We start from the raw sequence: 17,463 nt of genomic DNA, 5'->3' as shown, positions 1-17,463 counted from the left end.
CGGAGATTTTCATGACACTGCTGATCCTCGCCTCGCAGAGCCCCTTTCGCCGCATGCTGATGGAAAATGCCGGCCTTGCTTTTGAAACCGAGGCGGCCGCCATCGATGAGCGTGCGGTCGAAACGGCGCTTGCCGCCCGCAAGCCGACGCCGCAGCAGGTTGCCGAGACGCTGGCGACCGAAAAGGCGCTGGATGTCGCAAGGGGTCGCCCCGGTGCGCTCGTCATCGGCTCCGACCAGACATTGTCCCTGGAAGGGCGTGTGTTTCACAAGCCGGCCGACATGGCGGAAGCCAGGACTCATCTTCAGGCGATGTCCGGCCGCACCCATTCCCTCAACTGCGGCATTGCTTTGGTGCAGGACGGCGCGACATTGTGGAGCCACGTTTCCATCGCGCATCTGACAATGCGCCCGCTCTCGGATGCTTTCATCGATCGACATCTGGCCCAGGTCGGCACGCGGGTTCTGGCAAGTGTCGGAGCCTATCAGCTCGAGGGAGAGGGCGTGCAGCTCTTCGAGCGGATCGACGGAGACTACTTCACCATTCTCGGCCTGCCGCTGCTTCCGTTGCTGGCTAAACTTCGCGATCTCGGTGCCATCGATGCATGATTCACGTGAAACATTCGTTCGCCACGCCTTCGTGACGGGCTACCCGGTCAAACATTCGCGCTCGCCACTGATCCATGGCTTCTGGCTAAAAACGTTGGGATTGCAGGGATCCTACACGCGGCAGGAGGTTTCACCCGAAGACTTCGCCGGCTTCATTTGCCGGCTGAAGAGTGCAGAATCCGGCTTCGTTGGCGGCAATGTCACCATCCCGCACAAGGAAACGGCCTTCGCGCTTGCCGACCGGCCGGATGCATTGAGCGAAGAACTCGGTGCGTCGAACACGCTCTGGCTGGACGAGGGCCGGCTGCACGCGACCAACACCGACGGTTTCGGTTTTCTTGCCAATCTCGATGCCGCTTCACCGGGATGGGACAGGACGGATCGTGCTGTTATTCTCGGGGCTGGCGGCGCCAGCCGGGCGATCATCCAGGCGGTGCGCGATCGCGGCATCGGCGAAATCCATGTCGTCAACCGCACTCTGGGGCGGGCGCAGGAGCTCGCCGATCGGTTCGGAGCGAAGGTGCATGCCCACGCCATGGCTGCCTTGCAAGAGGTCTCGGCGGGTGCGGGGCTCTTCGTCAACACGACGTCGCTTGGTATGGATGGCGAGGCGGCACCGGATTTCGACTTCTCGCCGCTGGCAGGGGGCGCTGTCGTGACCGACATCGTCTATGTGCCGCTGGTCACTCCCATCCTGCGCCAGGCGGCCGAGCAAGGGTTCGCCACGGTCGACGGCCTCGGCATGTTGCTGCACCAGGCGGCGCCGGGTTTTGAAAAATGGTTCGGTGTCCGGCCCACCGTCGATATGAACCTGCGCCGGTTGATCCTCGCGGACATGGAGGCGCACTGATGATCGTGCTCGGCCTTACCGGATCGATCGGAACGGGCAAGTCGACCACCGCGGCAATGTTCCACGATCTTGGCGTGCCGGTGCACGATGCGGATGCGACGGTGCACGATCTCTACCGCACCGATGCCGTCGCTCCGGTTGCCGAACGCTTCCCGGAAGCGCTCAAGGAGGGGGTCATCGATCGCAAGACGCTATCGGCGACGCTTGCGCGGTTCCCGGACCGCTTCGCTGCTTTGGAGGCGATCATCCATCCGCTCGTGCGCGCGCGGGAAAAGGCCTTTCTCGATGCGGAACGGGATCGTGGTTCGCCACTCGTTTTGCTCGACATCCCGCTTCTTTACGAGACGGGGGGCGAGGGGCGGGTGGACAAGGTTGTCGTCGTCACCTGCGATCCCGATATACAGAGACAGCGCGTGCTCGCCCGCCCGGGCATGACGGAGGAAAAATTCCAGCTCATCCTGTCGCGCCAGATGCCGGACGCCGAAAAACGCAGGCGCGCCGATTTCCTCATCGATACCGGTAGGGGACTTGAAGCGGCGCGCAAAGCGGTGGAAGAGATTGTCGAAAGCCTGAAGGGACAAGAGGACTGATGCGCGAGATCATCTTCGATACGGAAACGACCGGCCTCGACAACAAGCTCGACCGCGTCATCGAAATCGGCGGCGTCGAGCTGGAGAACCATTTTCCGACTGGCCGCACGCTGCACCTCTTCGTCAGCCCCGGCGACCGCAAGGTGCATCCGGATGCGCTTGCCGTGCACGGTATCACGGACGAGTTTCTCAAGGACAAGCCGCCCTTCGCCGATCTCGCACAGCAGATTCTCGACTTCTTCGGCGATGCCCGCTGGGTGGCTCACAATGCCAACTTCGATATGGGTTTCATCAATGCGGAGTTCGAACGCATCGGTCTGCCGCCGATCCTGCAGGAGAAGGTGACGGACACGCTGGCGCTGGCGCGCCGCAAGCATCCGATGGGACCGAACTCGCTCGATGCGCTCTGCCGGCGCTACGGGATCGACAATTCGCACCGTACGAAACACGGCGCCCTGCTCGATTCCGAGCTTCTCGCCGAAGTCTATATCGAGATGATCGGCGGCCGGCAGGCGGCGCTGGGGCTCGGCATGGCGGAAAGCGGTCGCCGGGCGCTGGTCGAGATGGAGGACGATGTCGTTCTGCCGCTCGGTGTCAGGCCGAAGCCGCTTGCCTCCCGCCTTTCCGAAGAGGAGAGCGCTGCTCATGGCACCATGGTGCAGAAGATGGGCGACAAGGCAATCTGGGCGAAATACGGCGGGTGAATCCGGCTCAGCTTCCCTGAGACAAAAGAAAACGCCCGGTCACCTGGTGGCCGGGCGTTTTCTTTGGAGTGAGGTTTTCTGCCTTAGTTGGCGTTGACCTTGGCCTTGACCTGTTCTTCGGCCATGCGCTGGGTGAACATCTGCGCAAAGTCGATCGGGTCGATCATCAGCGGCGGGAAGCCGCCGTTGCGGGTTGCGTCGGAGATGATCTGGCGAGCGAAGGGGAAGAGCAGGCGCGGGCACTCGATGAAGAGAACCGGCAGCATGTGCTCCTGCGGGAAGCCGGTGACGCGGAAGACGCCGCCATAGGCGAGCTCGGCGTTGAAGAGCATCTTGTCGCCGTCCTTGGCTTCCGCGTTCAGCGAAAGAATGACGTCGAAGTCCGTCTCGGAGAGCGGATTGGCATTGACGTTGACGCTGATGTTGATCGCCGGCGCCTTGTCACGGGCCTGGAGCGACCGCGGAGCACCCGGGTTTTCGAAGGAGAAGTCCTTCACGTACTGCGCCAGGATATTGAGCGAGGGGCTCGCGGCGTTGTTCTCGGTTGCTGCGTCAGTCATGGAAGTATCCTCGGGGACTCTGGAAAGTCAGGCCATCTAGCATTTCAGCAGGGGGCTTACAACCCGCCGTCAGGGCCGGCCATCGCGATGGAAGTCGCTTTCATCGAGATCGATGGTGCGCTGGGGTTCCGTTTTCGACTGGCTGCCGGGACGTGCGCCACCGATATCGACAACCACGATGTTGCGCATCAGCCGGTTCCAGAGAAATGTACGCACCGGCGGCAGAAACAGGGCCAGGCCGAGGATGTCAGTCAGGAAGCCAGGGATCAACAGGAGGATACCGGCAATCATGATCATCGCCGCATCGAGCATTTCCTTGCCCGGCGCGCGGCCGTCCTGTCCGGACTGGCGCAGTCGTGTGAGCACGCCGAAGCCCTGGATGCGCATCAGCACCACACCGGCAATCGCCGAGAGCACGACCAGCGACAGGGTGGCGAAAAGGCCGATGCGCCGACCGATAACAATGAAGCAGGCGATTTCCGCCAGCGGCAGCACGAGAATGAGAAGGGGGATGAGGCGTCGAAGCATGGTCTTGACTGTCGCACAGATTCGCGCAGACGGATACTGCCGGTGCCATTTGCGCGCGCCTTGGTCGCATTCACGTCATCGCCATTTGAATGATCCGGTTTTGCGGACTATATGGGGAAGGAACAAGAAAAACGAAAACGGCTGCGGATCGATAATGGGCTCATTCGACTTTGTAACGATTTTTTTCCTGGTGGCAGCGGTGGTCATCTTCCTGCAGCTGCGCAGCGTGCTCGGCCGGCGCACCGGCAACGAGCGCCCGCCGTTCGATCCCTATTCCAAGCGCGAGGCCGCCGGCGAGACTGATTCGGCCGATCGCGGCAAGGTCGTCACCCTGCCGCGTCGGGATGGAACGGACGCGGACGAAAATCCCTATGCGTCCGTCGATAGCTTCGCCGCGCCGGGCACGCCGCTCAACGAGCAGCTTCGCCAGCTCGTCAAGGTCGATCCTTCCTTCAATCCGAAGGAATTCGTCAACGGTGCGCGCATGGCCTATGAAATGATCGTCGTCGCCTTCGCCGATGGCGACCGCAAGGCGCTGAAGAACCTGCTGTCGCGCGAGGTCTACGAAGGGTTCGACGCGGCCATTTCGGACCGCGAGAGCAAGGGCGAGGTCGTCCGCTCCAGCTTCGTCGGTATCGAGAAGGCCGACATCGTCAGCGCCGAGGCCAAGGACAGCGAGGCGAATGTGACGCTGCGCATCGTCAGCCAGCTGATCTCGGCCACCTACGACAAGGCCGGCACGCTGATCGAGGGCGATGCGGAAACGGTAGCAGAGGTCAACGACCTCTGGACCTTCGCCCGCGACACCCGCTCGCGTGATCCGAACTGGAAGCTGATCGCCACCGAATCGGAAGGCTGAGCGAGGCAAAGCCAATGGACTATCGCCTGGTTCCGGCCCGGTTTTCGGCGCTTCCCGGCTGGAACGAGGATGATCCGACAGCACTTCTTTCGGCCATGGCCCGCTGTCGCGATCACATCCGCACCGTAAAACCCTACAAGACAGGCTCGCTCGGCATTACCGCCGGCGAGCTTTTGACGTTGCTGGACGCAGCAGCCGACGAGAAGCCGCAAGGGCCTGCCGCGGTGCGTGCCTTCTTCGAGGCGCAGTGCGTGCCGTTCCTAATCGAGAAGGCGGATGGCTCGTCCGGTTTCGTCACCGCCTTCTACGAGCCGGAAGTCGCCGTAAGGGCAACGCCGGACGCCGAATACCGCCATCCCTTCTATGCCCGGCCGGAAGACCTGGTCGATATCGACGACAACAATCGCCCGGCCGGTTTCCCGCCTGGCTTCGCGTTCGGGCTCGGGACGGACGATGGCATTGTCGAGCACCCCGACCGGGGCGAGATCGAGCGTGGCTTTCTCTCGGGTCGCGGGCTCGAGATTGCCTATGCCCGCTCGAAGGTGGACGTCTTCTTTGCCCATGTGCAGGGCGCTGCACGGCTCGTCTATCCGGACGGGTCGGTCAGGCGAATCACCTATGCCGCCAAGAGCGGCCATCCGTTTTCCGCGATCGGCAAGCTGCTGATCGACCGCGGCGAGATCGATGCGGCAACCGTCTCGATGGCCTCGATCCGCGACTGGCTGGCCCGCAACGAAGATCAGGCCGATGCCGTGCTCTGGCACAATCGTTCCTTCATCTTCTTCAAGGAGGCCGAGGTTACGGATCTGTCGCTCGGCCCGATCGCCGCGGCGAAAGTGCCGCTCGTTGCCGGCCGTTCGCTTGCGGTCGACCGGATGATCCACACCTTCGGGCTGCCCTTCTTCGTTTCGAGCGACAGCCTCACCCATATGGATGAGGGCAAGCCCTTCCGCCGCCTGATGCTGGCGCTCGATACCGGAACGGCGATCGTCGGTCCGGCGCGCGGCGATATCTTCACCGGCTCGGGCGACGCGGCGGGCGCGCTGGCCGGCCATGTGCGCAATGCGGCGATCTTCCATATCCTCATGCCGAAGGCAGCGGCGGAGCGCTACCTCCATGCCGAAGGATAAGACGCTCTCGAGCGAGGACCGTATCCTCTGGGGCAAGGTGGCGCGCAGCACGCGCGCGCTGCCGGGCAGGCTCGACGCATTGACGGAATTCGAGGAAGCCTTCGCGCAAAAGCCGGCGGCCGAAAAGCAGCCGGAACCAGAACCGAAGAAGAAGAAAAAATCCGTCCAGGTCGACGAAGGCATCGCGCTCACCACCATCGGCCGCGACAAGGAGACCAGGCACCACCCGCTGGAGCGCCCGGTCAAGCGCAAGATTGCCAAGGGCCGCCTGGCGCTGGAAGCGCGCATCGACCTGCACGGCATGGTCCAGAGCGAGGCGCACGGCTTCCTGCTCGGTTTTCTCATCCGCGCGCATGAGCGTGGCCTGCGCCATGTGCTTGTCATCACCGGCAAGGGCACCTCGCTCGGCAGCGACGGCGCGCTGAAGCGGGCGGTGCCGCTGTGGTTCTCCCTGCCGGAGTTCCGCCCGCTGATCTCCTCCTACGAGCCGGCGGCGCGCAACCATGGCGGCGACGGCGCGCTCTATGTGCGGCTTGCCCGGCACCCGGGAGACAAACGATGACGACACCTTTCGGCAAGGCGGTGCGGCATCTGCGCGATCGCAAGGGCGTTTCGCAGAAGGACATGGCCAAGGCGCTCGGCGTCAGCCCCGCCTATCTCTCGGCGCTGGAAAACGGCAAGCGCGGCACGCCGAGCTTCGATTTTCTCCAACGGGTGGCCGGATATTTCAATGTCATCTGGGACGAGGCGGAAGAACTGTTCCGCATTGCCCGGATTTCCGATCCGCGCGTTGTGGTGGATACGGCGGGCCTTCCGCCGGAATACACCGCCTTTGCCAACCGGCTTTCGGCGGAAATCCGCGACCTGCCGCCCGAGACGGTGCGCCGTCTTGCCGGTATTCTGGAAAAAGCATGCAATAACCGGGTAAAACCCGGCTGATTCCCTGAATTCTGCCGTGTTTGCCCGCTCTCAGATTTGGAACTTCAGGGCAAGAACCCTATATTCAAGCACTTGGAAAGCGGTGATTCGCCGCGCTTCCCGCCTTCCGCGAACACTCTGGAAAGACGTTTGAATGACTGACACACCCGAGACCGACAACGGCCCGGCCGAATATGGCGCAGATTCGATCAAGGTCCTCAAGGGGCTTGATGCGGTGCGCAAGCGTCCCGGCATGTATATCGGCGATACCGATGACGGCTCGGGCCTGCACCACATGGTTTACGAGGTCGTCGACAACGCGATCGACGAGGCGCTTGCCGGCCATGCGGATATCGTGACGGTCACGCTCAATCCGGACGGGTCCGTGACGGTGACCGACAACGGCCGCGGTATCCCGACCGATATCCACAAGGAAGAGGGCGTCTCCGCCGCCGAGGTCATCATGACCCAGCTGCATGCCGGCGGCAAATTCGACCAGAATTCCTACAAGGTGTCCGGTGGTCTGCACGGCGTCGGCGTTTCGGTGGTGAATGCGCTTTCGGTCAAGCTGAAGCTGAAGATCCGCCGCGCGGGCAAGATTCACGAGATGAGCTTCACCCATGGCGTGGCCGATGGCCCGTTGACGGTGACAGGCGAGTGCGGCAGCGAGACCGGCACGGAAGTGACGTTCCTCCCCTCGACCGAGACCTTCTCGAACATCGATTTCAACTACGGGACGCTGGAACACCGTCTGCGCGAGCTCGCCTTCCTGAATTCCGGCGTGCGCATCCTGCTCACCGATCGCCGTCATTCGGATATCAAGCAGGACGAGTTGATGTACGAGGGCGGTCTCGAAGCCTTCGTGACCTATCTCGACCGGGCGAAGAAGCCGCTGGTCTCCAAGCCCATTGCGATCAGGGGCGAGAAGGACGGCATCACCGTCGAAGTCGCAATGTGGTGGAACGACAGCTACCACGAGAACGTGCTCTGCTTCACCAACAACATTCCCCAGCGCGACGGCGGCACGCACATGGCGGGCTTCCGCGGCGCGCTGACCCGCCAGGTCGTTTCCTATGCCGATACATCCGGCATCACCAAGAAGGAGAAGGTGACGCTGCAGGGTGAGGACTGCCGAGAAGGCCTGACGGCGGTTCTGTCGGTCAAGGTTCCCGATCCGAAATTCTCCTCGCAGACCAAGGACAAACTGGTTTCCTCCGAAGTTCGGCCGGCCGTGGAAAACCTCGTCAACGAGGCGCTTTCCACCTGGTTCGAGGAGCATCCTGCCGATGCCAAGACGCTTGTCGGCAAGGTGGTCGAGGCCGCCGCCGCCCGCGAGGCCGCGCGCAAGGCGCGCGAGTTGACGCGGCGCAAGGGCGCCCTCGACATCTCGTCGCTGCCTGGAAAGCTCGCCGACTGCTCCGAGCGTGACCCGGCCAAGTCCGAAGTCTTTCTCGTCGAGGGCGATTCGGCCGGTGGGTCGGCCAAACAGGGGCGTTCGCGCGAGAACCAGGCGATCCTTCCGTTGCGCGGAAAGATTCTCAATGTCGAGCGCGCGCGCTTCGACAAGATGCTGTCCAGCCAGGAAATCGGTACGTTGATCACCGCGCTTGGCACCTCGATCGGCAAGGACGAGTTCAACGCCGACAAGCTGCGCTACCACAAGATCATCATCATGACGGACGCAGACGTCGATGGCGCGCATATCCGTACCCTGCTATTGACCTTCTTCTTCCGGCAGATGCCGGAGCTGATCGAGCGTGGTCACCTCTACATCGCCCAGCCCCCGCTCTATAAGGTGGCGCGCGGCAAATCGAGCCAGTACCTGAAGAACGAGAAGGCGCTGGAAGACTATCTTGTTACCGCCGGGCTCGACGATGCGGCGCTGGAACTGAGCTCCGGCGAAGTGCGTGCCGGCCAGGACATCCTGGAACTGATCCAGGATGCGCTGCGCCTGCGCACGCTGCTTGATGGCCTGCATTCGCGCTACAATCGCGCGATCATCGAGCAGGCGGCCATTGCCGGTGCGCTGAACCTCGAACTCAGCCACGACCGCGAGGCCTACGCCGCCAAGGCGGAAGACGTCGCCCGCCGGCTCGATCTCATCGCGGAAGAGACGGAGCGCGGCTGGACCGGATCCGTCGCCACCGATGGTGGCTTGCGTTTCGAGCGCATGGTGCGCGGCGTCAAGGAATTCGCCCATATCGACATGGCGCTGATCGGCTCGGCCGATGCCCGCCATATCGACCAGCTGTCCGCCCGCTTCCACGAGATCTATGCCGTACCGCCGGCACTGCGCCGCAAGGACGGTCAGGTCGAGATTTCCGGTCCGCGCGCGCTGCTCGACGCCGTCTTCGCTGCTGGCCGCAAAGGCCTTTCCATGCAGCGCTATAAGGGCCTTGGCGAGATGAATGCCGAGCAGCTCTGGGAAACGACGCTCGATCCGAACGTCCGCTCGCTGCTGCAGGTGAAGGTGACGGACGCGACGGATGCCGATGGTCTCTTCGCCCGCCTGATGGGCGACGAGGTGGAGCCACGCCGTGACTTCATCCAGGAAAACGCTCTCAGCGTTGCCAATCTCGATATCTAAGCAAGAGAGCCGCCGAAAGGCGGCTTTCTTCTATCGAAAAGATATTGCCCTTCCTGCGCCACGGTCATCCACGCTTCAACCGCGGCAGTAGATCCTCGGGCCAAGGCTCGAGGTTGGTGGCACAGGGCAGGGCTTCGCCGGCGGTGCACCCACGGGAAGCCGCCTCAGAGCGCGAATTGCCCCTCGGAGACGAACTCTTCCACCTTCTTGCGCCCGCTCGGTACCTCGCGTTTCATGAGGTCCTCCGGCAGTGTCTCCTTCGGCGCGATTTTGCCGATCGCCACTGCCGCCTCGACGCGAAAATTCTCGGGTACGCCGAGGACTTCTCTTGCCTTCTCGCGGTCGATACCCCCCATGCCATGGGAATGGTAGCCGGCGCGCGTCGCCTCGAGGGCGAGATAGGCCCAGGCGGCACCCGTGTCGAAGGCGTGCGTATAGGCCGGGCGCATTTCGCCGGCGGCGTTTGCCCGGTGGGTCTGCGAGATGATCACGGCGAGCACGGCAGCCTTGTCCGCCCAGCGGCGGTTGCCCTCGTCCAGCGTGTTGTAGATGCGCTCGAAAGCCTCGGTGCCGCGGTGGCCGTAGACGAAGCGCCAGGGCTGGCCGTTGGCCGCAGAGGGCGCCCAGCGCGCCGCCTCGAACAGCGACAGCAGCGTTTCCTGCGGCATCGCCTCGCCGGTAAAGGCGCGGGGCGACCAGCGGTCGAGATAGATGGGGTCGATGGCGTGGTCCGCAGTGCGGCCGGTGGGATGGGTCATTGCAAGCCTCGAATGTCAGTTCTGCCGGCCGACCTTAGACCCGGCGGTGCGTCGCGCGAAGCGGTAAAATCGCGTCTCTGTCGCATTGTCGAACCGGTGGGGGAGGCAATATAACCCTTCCGACATGTGAGAAACGGCATCGCGAAATGGGAGATATCCGATGAGCCTCAAAGACCCGAGCTTGCTGCGTCAGGCAGCCCTCGTTGGCACCCGCTGGATCGAGGCGGACGGCAGCGGCATTGCTGTGAAGAACCCGGCAACGGGCGAGCTGGTCGGCTATGTACCGAAGCTCGGCGCCAAGGAGACGAAGGAGGCGATCGACGCCGCGGCCGCCGCCCAGAAGGGCTGGGCCGCGCGCACCGCCAAGGAGCGCTCGGCCGTGCTGCGCAAGTGGTTCGAGCTGATGATCGAGAACAAGGACGATCTCGGCCGCATCCTGACGATGGAACAGGGCAAGCCGCTCGCCGAGGCGACTGGTGAAATCGTCTATGGTGCAAGCTTCGTCGAATGGTTCGCCGAAGAAGCCCGCCGCCTTTACGGCGATATCGTGCCCGGCCACCAGAAGGACAAGCGCATCCTCGTGATGAAGCAGCCGATCGGGGTCGTCGCGGCCATCACGCCGTGGAACTTCCCGAACGCCATGATCACCCGCAAGGCCGGTCCGGCGTTCGCCGCCGGCTGCGCCATGGTGCTGAAGCCTGCTTCGCAGACCCCCTTCTCGGCCATCGCCATCGCCATCCTCGCCGAACGGGCCGGCCTTCCCGCGGGCCTCTTCTCGGTCATCACCGGCTCCGCCCGTGAGATCGGTGCGGAGCTGACGGCCAACCCGACCGTGCGCAAGCTCACCTTCACCGGTTCCACGGAAATCGGCGCCGAGCTTTACAAGCAGTGCGCCCCGACCATCAAGAAGCTCGGCCTGGAACTTGGCGGCAACGCTCCCTTCATCGTCTTCGATGACGCCGACCTCGATGCGGCCGTCGAAGGCGCGTTGATCGCGAAATTCCGCAACAATGGCCAGACTTGCGTCTGCGCCAACCGTATCTATGTGCAGGATGCCGTCTATGATGCCTTCTCCGAGAAGCTCGCGGCTGCGGTCGGCAAGCTGAAGACCGGCAACGGTTTCGACGACGGCGTCGTGCTCGGCCCGCTGATCGACCAGGCAGCGCTCGAAAAGGTCGAGGAGCATGTTTCCGATGCGGTGAAGAAGGGCGGCCGCGTGGTGCAGGGCGGCAAGCGCCATGCGCTCGGCGGCACATTCTACGAGGCGACCGTCATTGCCAACGTGACGCCCGACATGGCCGTCGCCCGCGAGGAGACCTTCGGCCCCGTCGCCCCGCTCTTCCGCTTTACGGACGAGGACGACGTCATCGCCCAGGCAAATGATACGGAGTTCGGCCTTGCTTCCTACTTCTACGCCAAGGAGCTGTCGCGTGTCTTCCGTGTCGCCGAGGCGCTGGAATATGGCATGGTCGGCGTCAATACCGGCCTGATCTCGACGGCGGAAGCGCCGTTCGGCGGCGTCAAGCTTTCCGGCCTCGGCCGCGAGGGTTCGAGATACGGCATCGAGGAGTTCACCGAGATCAAGTATGTCTGCCTCGGCGGCATCGCCTGAGATCGGACAGTAGCAAGAATCCGGCCGGCATCGTCCGGCCGGTTTTGTTTTGAGAGGGAAAATCGTGGCAGCACCGAAAAATACCTTCAAGGCCGCACTCCGCGAAGGCCGGTTCCAGCTCGGCCTGTGGGCGGCGCTCGGCAGTGCCTATGCGGCGGAAATCCTGTCCGGCAGCGGTTATGATTGGCTGCTGATCGACGGCGAGCACGGGCCGAACGACATGCCGCTGATCAGCGCACAGGTCGGTGCGTTGCGCCACTCGCCGACCCACGCCATGGTCCGCCCGCCGATGGGCGAGGCGTGGATGTTGAAGCAGCTGCTCGACCAGGGCGCGCAGACCTTTCTCATTCCCATGGTCGAATCGGCAGCGGAGGCGGAGGCGCTGGTGCGCGCCGTGCGCTATCCGCCGCACGGCATTCGCGGTGTCGGTGCCGGTCTCGGCCGTGCAAGCGACTTCAACCGCACGGCGGACTATCTGAAGACTGCCAATGACGAGATCTGCCTCATCGTGCAGGTCGAAAGCCGGGCTGGCCTGGCCGCGATCGATGAAATCGCGGCGGTGGAGGGCGTCGACGGTGTCTTCATCGGCCCTTCGGACCTGGCCGCGGACATGGGGCTTCTCGGCAATCCCGGCGCGCCGGAGGTGCTTGCGGCGATCACCCATATCTTCGCGCGCACGAAGGCCCACGGCAAGGCGCGCGGCATCATGACCGTGTCGCTGCCGCAGGCAGCGGTCTACCGTGATCTCGGTGCGGATTTCATGGCGATCGGCACCGACGTCAACTGCCTTGTATCGGCTGTCGAGACCCTGCGCCGCAGCTTCCTTGGCGAAGAGGAAACGGAAAAGCGCGGCGGTGGCTACTGACCACCGGTAATTGCAGCCAGCCTTGGCATCGGCACACCCGGTGCCCAGGCTAGGAAATCGCCGATGCGGCGAACGCGCTTCTCCGCATGGTGGTTGGCGATGTCGCTGAGGCGGTGCTCGAGGAAGGGATTGTCGAAGCGCTCCAGGGTCGCTGCGACGTAGGCTTCCGCCTCCCGGCCGAGCCCCCTGTCGGCAAAGCCGGGTACCACCTCGTCGTGGTAGATCGACAGAAGCCTCTGCCGGACGTCGGCCTCGGCGAGAATGGCTTTGACTGTCTCCTCCTTCGGCCTTTTCTCCGCCAGCCAGATGTCCGCCAGCACCGTATGGCCGAGATTGAGGATGTGCAGCTTGAGCTTCTCGTAGGGTGTCAGGTCGTCGACAAGGCGGATGTCCGCATGTCTGCACGGCACCGTCAGGCCCGGCTGGGTCTCGATCGCCCAGAGCGCGTAGGGCTCCGCGATGGCCCCGGCCGGTTCCAGCGGTTCGGAAACGATGCGGTCGACCAGCGTATTGCCCCAGATCACGCCTTCGGACAGCCAGTTGCGAAAATCGGACTCCGGGTAACGATCGCCCTGCAGGTCGAGGATAAGCCGCTTCAGCACATCGCCGTTCCGCGAAACGAGCTCGCAGGGCAGGAGGGTCAGCTCGCGCCGGTTCGCCGCGAAACGGTCGTGGAGAAGCGCCAGCAGCTTGCCGGGAAAGGAAGCCGGGACAGGGCCGGCGAGATCGTCTGGCCCTACGGTGTAACCGGTGTCCCCGGTATTGGAGAGCACGACCTCGGCCTCGTCGCAAAAGATCTTCCTTACCGTCTCCCAGTCGTTCGCCGCCGAAAGCGTGCGCGCGACGCTGGTGATCCGCTGCTCGCGGTTGACCTCGTGCCCGTCCTTCCGCCCGCGGATGATCACCGGATAGCCGCCTGGCGCTGCGAGCGCCGCAAGGCGTCCCGCCCGTTCCGGGGCGCCCGTGGTCTGGATGACCATGATGCGACCGAGGGCCTCGCCCCTTTTCAGCGCCTCGTCGATGAAAAGGTCCGCATGCGCCTGCAGGAAGCGGCTGGTTCCGAATTGCAGGATGGGTGTGCCCATGCCGTCCTCGTCAGTTGATCGATTGCAAAAGTGTTTCGCGTGCGGATTTCAGGTGCTGCCGGCAGGCCAGCTCGATCTCGATCGGATCGCGTGAACGCAGCGCCGCGATATAGGCAAGGTGCTCTTCCAGCGCCCTTGCATTGCGCTCGCGGGCATTCGTCTTGTTCCACTGGTAGTGATAGTGGAAGACGATCGCGATGACGTCGTAGAAATCGACGATGAAGCGGTTCTTCGAGGCCCGGTGCACGAGGAGGTGGAAGCGCTCGTCGAGTTCGGAGAAATCGAGGTAGCGGTTTTCGATATCGGCCAGGATGGCATGGTGCATCGCCTCGATCGTGTCGAGTTCCTGCCAGGCTGGATGATCCTCCGGAAGGCGGGCGAAGGCGTTGGCCGAGCGCAGCTCGAACATCTCGCGCACTTCCGTCAATTCGAGCGCGAAGTCCCGTGTGAAGCCCTTCAGCACCCAATGGCTGTTCGGCCGCTTCTCGATCAGGCCGAACCGGCTGAAGCGGATAAGGAATTCGCGTACGCTCGTCGTGCCGATTCCGATCTCGCGGGCAAGCTCCAGTTCGTTGATCTGCATGCCCGGCTCGGCACCGCCGGCGAGAATGCGGCGCATGAAGCTGCGCTCGATGATCTCGGAAAGCGAATCCGTTTCCTCGGTCGGAAAATAATCTGCAGCGACCGGCTTGCGCAGCACGATCTTGCGCCGCTTCTCCCAGGTCAGCAGACCGGCCTCCTCCAGCCGGGTGAGGATCGCGCGGACGGTCGTGCGGCTGACGCCGAGCGTGGCGCCGAGTTCCGGCTCCGAGGGCAGGTTTGGCGTCTGCTCCAGGAGTTTCAGGCAGCGATTGAAGGCATCTTTGAAGACGGTGTTCTGTTTGGCCATGGGTGCCGCCGGTTCTGTGGTCTGCTGTTGCGTCCCTTACTGACTGCCCGGGCGAAAGGCCAGACGCCGGCCGCTTGGCATGCCGGTGCCGTCATCCTCCCGTTTCCTCCTTCTTGCATATTACCCATTGACGGCAATCTGTCTATTGTCGATAAAAGACAAATGACGGCGAGAGGACGCCGACGGGAGGTTCGATGAAAACGCGTACCATCGGCAGGACAGGCCTGGCTGTGACCGAATTCAGTTTCGGCACCGCAGCGCTTGGCGGTCTCTACCGGGCGTGCCCGCGCGATGCGGCGATGGAAACGCTGGAGGCGGCCTGGGACGAGGGGCTGCGTTACTTCGATACTGCGCCCTGGTACGGTTTCGGCCTTGCGGAGCGCCGCACCGGCGATTTCCTGCGCGACAAGCCGAGCGGCAGCTGGGTTCTGTCCAGCAAGGTCGGCCGCGTCATGGTTCCCGTCGCCGACGACAAGGTGCCGAGCTACGGATACGTCGATCCGCTGCCTTTCGACGTGCGCTACGACTACAGCTACGACGGCATCATGCGGTCCGTCGAACTCAGCCATGCCCGCCTCGGGCTGAACCGCATCGATATCCTCTATGTGCACGATATCGGCGTCTATACACACGGCGCCGAGCGCAACGCGTTCCATCTGCGCCAGCTGCTCGAGACGGGTCTGAAAGCCCTGGAGGAACTGAAGGCGTCAGGCGTGATCAAAGCCTATGGGCTTGGCGTCAACGAGGTGCCGGTCTGCCTCGATGTGCTTGCGAAGGCCGATCTCGACTGCATCCTGCTGGCCGGCCGCTATACGCTGCTCGACCGTTCGGCCGCTGCGGACCTGCTGCCGCTATGCGAGAAGAAGGGCACGTCCCTGGTGGTGGGCGGCGTCTTCAATTCCGGCATTCTGGCGACGGGGCCGGTGGACGGCGCGCATTTCGACTACATGCCGGCAACGCCGGATATCGCGGCCAAGGTTGGTGCGATGATGGCGATCGCGCAGCAAGGTGGCGTGCCGCTCGCTGCGCCCGCGCTCCAGTTTCCGCTCAATCATCCGGCCGTTGCCTCGGTGCTGATCGGCACGGCAAAACCGCAGAGCCTGCGACGCAACATGGCGCTTGCGCGCATGGATCTGCCGAAAGAGATTTACCCGGCTTTCGAGCCGCATATAGTGGTTGCGCCGGAACTCGGGGAAAACGCCGTCCGGCAATGATTTTGATCTGGGTTTCGATCTGGGAGGATCGCTAGGGCATGTTGAAGGGCATTCATCCGTTGCTCGGGCCGGATCTGCTGCACGCCATCCGGACCATGGGCCACGGCGACGACATCGTCATCGCCGACGCCAATTTCCCGTCGAGTTTCCTCGGCCCTAAGGTCATCCGGGCGGATGGGGTCGATGCCGTGTCGATCACGGAAGCCATTCTCGCGCATATGCCGCTCGATACTTTCGTGCCGGAGGCTGCCTGGCGCATGGAGGTGGTCGGCGATCCCGACGCGGTGCCTGAGGTCTGCGCGACCTTTCAGGATCTCGTCCATCGGCTGGCTGGTGATTTCAAGGTGCATGCGGTCGAGCGTTTCGCTTTCTACGAGATGGCGAAGAAGGCGGCCTATATCGTCGCCACGACGGAGTTCCGTCTCTATGGCAATATCATTCTGAAGAAGGGTGTCGTGCACCCGCACGAGATTTTTCAGGCCTAGCCGCCCGGCGGCCACCGTTTGGGAGGACGGATGGCATGGACTGGAGCATTTTCGAGAGCAGCATTCTGGTGAAACGTCCTTCGCTTGCCAGCAAAGGCAGACGGGTGTAGCCTGACTACAAAATGTTTTTTATCGATAAAAGATCGAGTTGTTCGCTTCCCGCGACACGATCCCAACAGGAACGGGAAGCATTTGAGAGGAGAAACCTGATGAGCATTGTAAGATCGCTTCTGTCTCGCCGCGCCTTCACGGCGCTCGCGGGTGCCGCAGTCCTCGCCACCATGAGCCCCGCCGCGTCCTTCGCGCAGGATGTCACCATTCCGATCATCGTCAAGGACACGACGTCCTTCTACTGGCAGATCGTGCTCGCCGGCGCGCGCGCGGCCGGCAAGGACCTCGGCGTCAACGTGCCGGAACTCGGCGCGCAGTCGGAATCCGATATCAACGGGCAGATCAGCATCCTCGAAAATGCCGTGGCCGGCAGCCCGGCCGCCGTCGTCATCTCGCCGACGGAGTTCAAGGCGCTCGGCAAGCCGGTCGACGAGGCGGCCAAGGCGGTCCCGATCATCGGCATCGATTCGGGCGCCGATTCCAAGGCCTTCACCTCGTTCCTGACGACGGATAACGTCCAGGGTGGCCGCATCGCCGCAGACGGGCTTGCCGCGGCGATCAAGGCTGCCACCGGCAAGGAAGAAGGCGAGATCGCCATCATCACCAGCCTGCCGGGCGTCGGTTCGCTCGACCAGCGCCGCGAAGGCTTCCTCGACCAGATCAAGACGAAATATCCGGGTCTGACCGTGGTGGCGGACAAATATGCGGACGGCCAGGCCACGACCGGCCTCAACATGATGACCGACCTCATCACCGCGAACCCGAACCTCGTCGGCGTCTTCGCCTCCAACCTCATCATGGCGCAGGGCGTCGGCCAGGCGATCGCGGAAAACAAGCTCGGCGAGAAGATCAAGGTCATCGGCTTCGACAGCGATGAAAAGACTGTCGGTTTCCTCAAGGAAGGGGTGCTTGCCGGCCTCGTCGTGCAGGATCCCTACCGCATGGGCTATGACGGCGTGAAGACGGCGCTTGCCGTTTCCAAGGGCGAGAAGGTCGAAGCCTTCGTCGATACCGGCGCAAACCTCGTGACCAAGGAGAACATGGCCGATCCGAAGATCGACGCCCTGCTCAACCCGAAGATCTGATCGCTTGCCGCAAAGCATTTGACGA

The 17,463-nt window shown here is 63.3% G+C and carries 19 protein-coding genes; 14 read left to right on the top strand and 5 right to left on the bottom strand.

What is annotated here, in order from left to right; all coding sequences use genetic code 11:
• Window positions 1–11: 11 nt before the first annotated feature.
• The 4 genes from EXZ48_RS21305 to dnaQ are packed head-to-tail and all read left to right on the top strand — an operon-like array spanning window position 12 to window position 2,752.
• Window positions 12–608 carry a Maf-like protein gene (locus EXZ48_RS21305; RefSeq protein WP_130518102.1) on the top strand — a complete coding sequence of 199 codons (597 nt, stop codon included), beginning with the start codon at window positions 12–14 and terminating at the stop codon, window positions 606–608.
• Window positions 601–1,458, top strand: a complete 858-nt coding sequence (locus EXZ48_RS21300; protein ID WP_130518100.1) for a shikimate dehydrogenase — start codon at window positions 601–603, stop codon at window positions 1,456–1,458. The genes EXZ48_RS21305 and EXZ48_RS21300 overlap by 8 nt, the downstream gene beginning before the upstream one ends.
• Window positions 1,458–2,048 carry a dephospho-CoA kinase gene (gene coaE / locus EXZ48_RS21295; protein WP_130518098.1) on the top strand — a complete coding sequence of 197 codons (591 nt, stop codon included), beginning with the start codon at window positions 1,458–1,460 and terminating at the stop codon, window positions 2,046–2,048. The genes EXZ48_RS21300 and coaE overlap by 1 nt, the downstream gene beginning before the upstream one ends.
• Window positions 2,048–2,752, top strand: a complete 705-nt coding sequence (gene dnaQ, locus EXZ48_RS21290; RefSeq protein ID WP_130518096.1) for a DNA polymerase III subunit epsilon — start codon at window positions 2,048–2,050, stop codon at window positions 2,750–2,752. Before coaE ends, dnaQ begins: the two co-directional genes overlap by 1 nt.
• Window positions 2,753–2,835: 83 nt before the next feature.
• Here dnaQ and secB read toward each other — a convergent pair whose 3' ends face one another.
• A complete protein-coding gene (gene secB, locus EXZ48_RS21285; RefSeq protein ID WP_023513443.1) occupies window positions 2,836–3,312 on the bottom strand; it encodes a protein-export chaperone SecB in 477 nt (158 codons plus the stop codon).
• Between the two features lie 69 nt (window positions 3,313–3,381).
• Window positions 3,382–3,840: an FxsA family protein gene (locus EXZ48_RS21280; RefSeq protein ID WP_130518094.1), complete on the bottom strand. Its 459-nt coding sequence runs from the start codon at window positions 3,838–3,840 to the stop codon at window positions 3,382–3,384.
• A 154-nt stretch (window positions 3,841–3,994) separates the two neighbouring features.
• On the opposite strand from EXZ48_RS21280, the gene EXZ48_RS21275 reads away from it, so the two are divergent.
• The 5 genes from EXZ48_RS21275 to gyrB all read left to right on the top strand — a co-directional run bounded on the left by EXZ48_RS21275 (window position 3,995) and on the right by gyrB (window position 9,334).
• Window positions 3,995–4,699: a Tim44/TimA family putative adaptor protein gene (locus tag EXZ48_RS21275; protein ID WP_023513445.1), complete on the top strand. Its 705-nt coding sequence runs from the start codon at window positions 3,995–3,997 to the stop codon at window positions 4,697–4,699.
• 14 nt (window positions 4,700–4,713) lie between these two features.
• Window positions 4,714–5,829, top strand: a complete 1,116-nt coding sequence (locus EXZ48_RS21270) for a murein transglycosylase A (protein WP_130518092.1) — start codon at window positions 4,714–4,716, stop codon at window positions 5,827–5,829.
• On the top strand, window positions 5,816–6,391 hold the full coding sequence (locus EXZ48_RS21265) for a Smr/MutS family protein (protein ID WP_130518090.1): 576 nt from the start codon (window positions 5,816–5,818) through the stop codon (window positions 6,389–6,391). Before EXZ48_RS21270 ends, EXZ48_RS21265 begins: the two co-directional genes overlap by 14 nt.
• The gene (locus tag EXZ48_RS21260) at window positions 6,388–6,768 is read left to right on the top strand and encodes a helix-turn-helix domain-containing protein (RefSeq protein WP_023513448.1); all 381 of its coding nucleotides are present in this window, start codon (window positions 6,388–6,390) and stop codon (window positions 6,766–6,768) included. The genes EXZ48_RS21265 and EXZ48_RS21260 overlap by 4 nt, the downstream gene beginning before the upstream one ends.
• Window positions 6,769–6,901: 133 nt before the next feature.
• Window positions 6,902–9,334, top strand: a complete 2,433-nt coding sequence (gene gyrB, locus EXZ48_RS21255; RefSeq protein ID WP_130518088.1) for a DNA topoisomerase (ATP-hydrolyzing) subunit B — start codon at window positions 6,902–6,904, stop codon at window positions 9,332–9,334.
• Window positions 9,335–9,498: 164 nt separating this feature from the next.
• On the opposite strand, the gene EXZ48_RS21250 is transcribed toward gyrB, so the two are convergent.
• The gene (locus tag EXZ48_RS21250; RefSeq protein WP_130518086.1) at window positions 9,499–10,092 is read right to left on the bottom strand and encodes a nitroreductase family protein; all 594 of its coding nucleotides are present in this window, start codon (window positions 10,090–10,092) and stop codon (window positions 9,499–9,501) included.
• A gap of 160 nt (window positions 10,093–10,252) precedes the next feature.
• Here EXZ48_RS21250 and gabD point away from each other — a divergent pair, with 160 nt between their 5' ends.
• A complete protein-coding gene (gene gabD, locus EXZ48_RS21245; protein ID WP_050745371.1) occupies window positions 10,253–11,704 on the top strand; it encodes an NADP-dependent succinate-semialdehyde dehydrogenase in 1,452 nt (483 codons plus the stop codon).
• Between the two features lie 64 nt (window positions 11,705–11,768).
• Window positions 11,769–12,569, top strand: a complete 801-nt coding sequence (locus EXZ48_RS21240) for an HpcH/HpaI aldolase/citrate lyase family protein (RefSeq protein WP_023513523.1) — start codon at window positions 11,769–11,771, stop codon at window positions 12,567–12,569.
• Here the strand turns inward: EXZ48_RS21240 and EXZ48_RS21235 are convergent.
• Both EXZ48_RS21235 and EXZ48_RS21230 read right to left on the bottom strand, forming a co-directional pair.
• Complete coding sequence (locus EXZ48_RS21235; protein ID WP_130518084.1) at window positions 12,563–13,654, bottom strand: mannitol dehydrogenase family protein; 1,092 nt, start codon at window positions 13,652–13,654, stop codon at window positions 12,563–12,565. The genes EXZ48_RS21240 and EXZ48_RS21235 overlap by 7 nt on opposite strands.
• A 10-nt stretch (window positions 13,655–13,664) precedes the next feature.
• Window positions 13,665–14,543, bottom strand: a complete 879-nt coding sequence (locus EXZ48_RS21230) for a GntR family transcriptional regulator (protein ID WP_130518082.1) — start codon at window positions 14,541–14,543, stop codon at window positions 13,665–13,667.
• A gap of 194 nt (window positions 14,544–14,737) precedes the next feature.
• Here EXZ48_RS21230 and EXZ48_RS21225 point away from each other — a divergent pair, with 194 nt between their 5' ends.
• The 3 genes from EXZ48_RS21225 to EXZ48_RS21215 all read left to right on the top strand — a co-directional run bounded on the left by EXZ48_RS21225 (window position 14,738) and on the right by EXZ48_RS21215 (window position 17,438).
• Window positions 14,738–15,757, top strand: coding sequence for an aldo/keto reductase (locus tag EXZ48_RS21225; RefSeq protein ID WP_130518080.1), 1,020 nt, complete (start codon window positions 14,738–14,740; stop codon window positions 15,755–15,757).
• Window positions 15,758–15,795: 38 nt separating this feature from the next.
• Window positions 15,796–16,242, top strand: coding sequence for an RbsD/FucU family protein (locus tag EXZ48_RS21220; RefSeq protein WP_023517126.1), 447 nt, complete (start codon window positions 15,796–15,798; stop codon window positions 16,240–16,242).
• 209 nt (window positions 16,243–16,451) lie between these two features.
• The gene (locus EXZ48_RS21215; protein WP_023513416.1) at window positions 16,452–17,438 is read left to right on the top strand and encodes an ABC transporter substrate-binding protein; all 987 of its coding nucleotides are present in this window, start codon (window positions 16,452–16,454) and stop codon (window positions 17,436–17,438) included.
• The last annotated feature ends 25 nt before the right edge of the window (window positions 17,439–17,463 follow it).

This window comes from Shinella sp. JR1-6 (assembly GCF_004284735.1).
Classification (GTDB): domain Bacteria; phylum Pseudomonadota; class Alphaproteobacteria; order Rhizobiales; family Rhizobiaceae; genus Shinella.
The sequence above is the reverse complement of the archived record's forward strand: the minus strand, read 5'-3'. Positions and strand labels throughout refer to the sequence as shown.

What these genes read in the sequence shown, in the direction of transcription:
- gyrB (WP_130518088.1), top strand. Translation starts at nt 6,902, where the DNA reads ATGACTGACACACCCGAGACCGACAACGGCCCGGCCGAATATGGCGCA.
- EXZ48_RS21225 (WP_130518080.1), top strand. Translation starts at nt 14,738, where the DNA reads ATGAAAACGCGTACCATCGGCAGGACAGGCCTGGCTGTGACCGAATTC.
- EXZ48_RS21305 (WP_130518102.1), top strand. Translation starts at nt 12, where the DNA reads ATGACACTGCTGATCCTCGCCTCGCAGAGCCCCTTTCGCCGCATGCTG.
- secB (WP_023513443.1), bottom strand. Translation starts at nt 3,312, where the DNA reads ATGACTGACGCAGCAACCGAGAACAACGCCGCGAGCCCCTCGCTCAAT.
- EXZ48_RS21230 (WP_130518082.1), bottom strand. Translation starts at nt 14,543, where the DNA reads ATGGCCAAACAGAACACCGTCTTCAAAGATGCCTTCAATCGCTGCCTG.
- EXZ48_RS21280 (WP_130518094.1), bottom strand. Translation starts at nt 3,840, where the DNA reads ATGCTTCGACGCCTCATCCCCCTTCTCATTCTCGTGCTGCCGCTGGCG.
- EXZ48_RS21300 (WP_130518100.1), top strand. Translation starts at nt 601, where the DNA reads ATGCATGATTCACGTGAAACATTCGTTCGCCACGCCTTCGTGACGGGC.
- EXZ48_RS21220 (WP_023517126.1), top strand. Translation starts at nt 15,796, where the DNA reads ATGTTGAAGGGCATTCATCCGTTGCTCGGGCCGGATCTGCTGCACGCC.
- EXZ48_RS21250 (WP_130518086.1), bottom strand. Translation starts at nt 10,092, where the DNA reads ATGACCCATCCCACCGGCCGCACTGCGGACCACGCCATCGACCCCATC.
- EXZ48_RS21265 (WP_130518090.1), top strand. Translation starts at nt 5,816, where the DNA reads ATGCCGAAGGATAAGACGCTCTCGAGCGAGGACCGTATCCTCTGGGGC.
- EXZ48_RS21270 (WP_130518092.1), top strand. Translation starts at nt 4,714, where the DNA reads ATGGACTATCGCCTGGTTCCGGCCCGGTTTTCGGCGCTTCCCGGCTGG.
- coaE (WP_130518098.1), top strand. Translation starts at nt 1,458, where the DNA reads ATGATCGTGCTCGGCCTTACCGGATCGATCGGAACGGGCAAGTCGACC.
- gabD (WP_050745371.1), top strand. Translation starts at nt 10,253, where the DNA reads ATGAGCCTCAAAGACCCGAGCTTGCTGCGTCAGGCAGCCCTCGTTGGC.
- EXZ48_RS21275 (WP_023513445.1), top strand. Translation starts at nt 3,995, where the DNA reads ATGGGCTCATTCGACTTTGTAACGATTTTTTTCCTGGTGGCAGCGGTG.
- EXZ48_RS21215 (WP_023513416.1), top strand. Translation starts at nt 16,452, where the DNA reads ATGAGCATTGTAAGATCGCTTCTGTCTCGCCGCGCCTTCACGGCGCTC.
- EXZ48_RS21260 (WP_023513448.1), top strand. Translation starts at nt 6,388, where the DNA reads ATGACGACACCTTTCGGCAAGGCGGTGCGGCATCTGCGCGATCGCAAG.
- dnaQ (WP_130518096.1), top strand. Translation starts at nt 2,048, where the DNA reads ATGCGCGAGATCATCTTCGATACGGAAACGACCGGCCTCGACAACAAG.
- EXZ48_RS21235 (WP_130518084.1), bottom strand. Translation starts at nt 13,654, where the DNA reads ATGGGCACACCCATCCTGCAATTCGGAACCAGCCGCTTCCTGCAGGCG.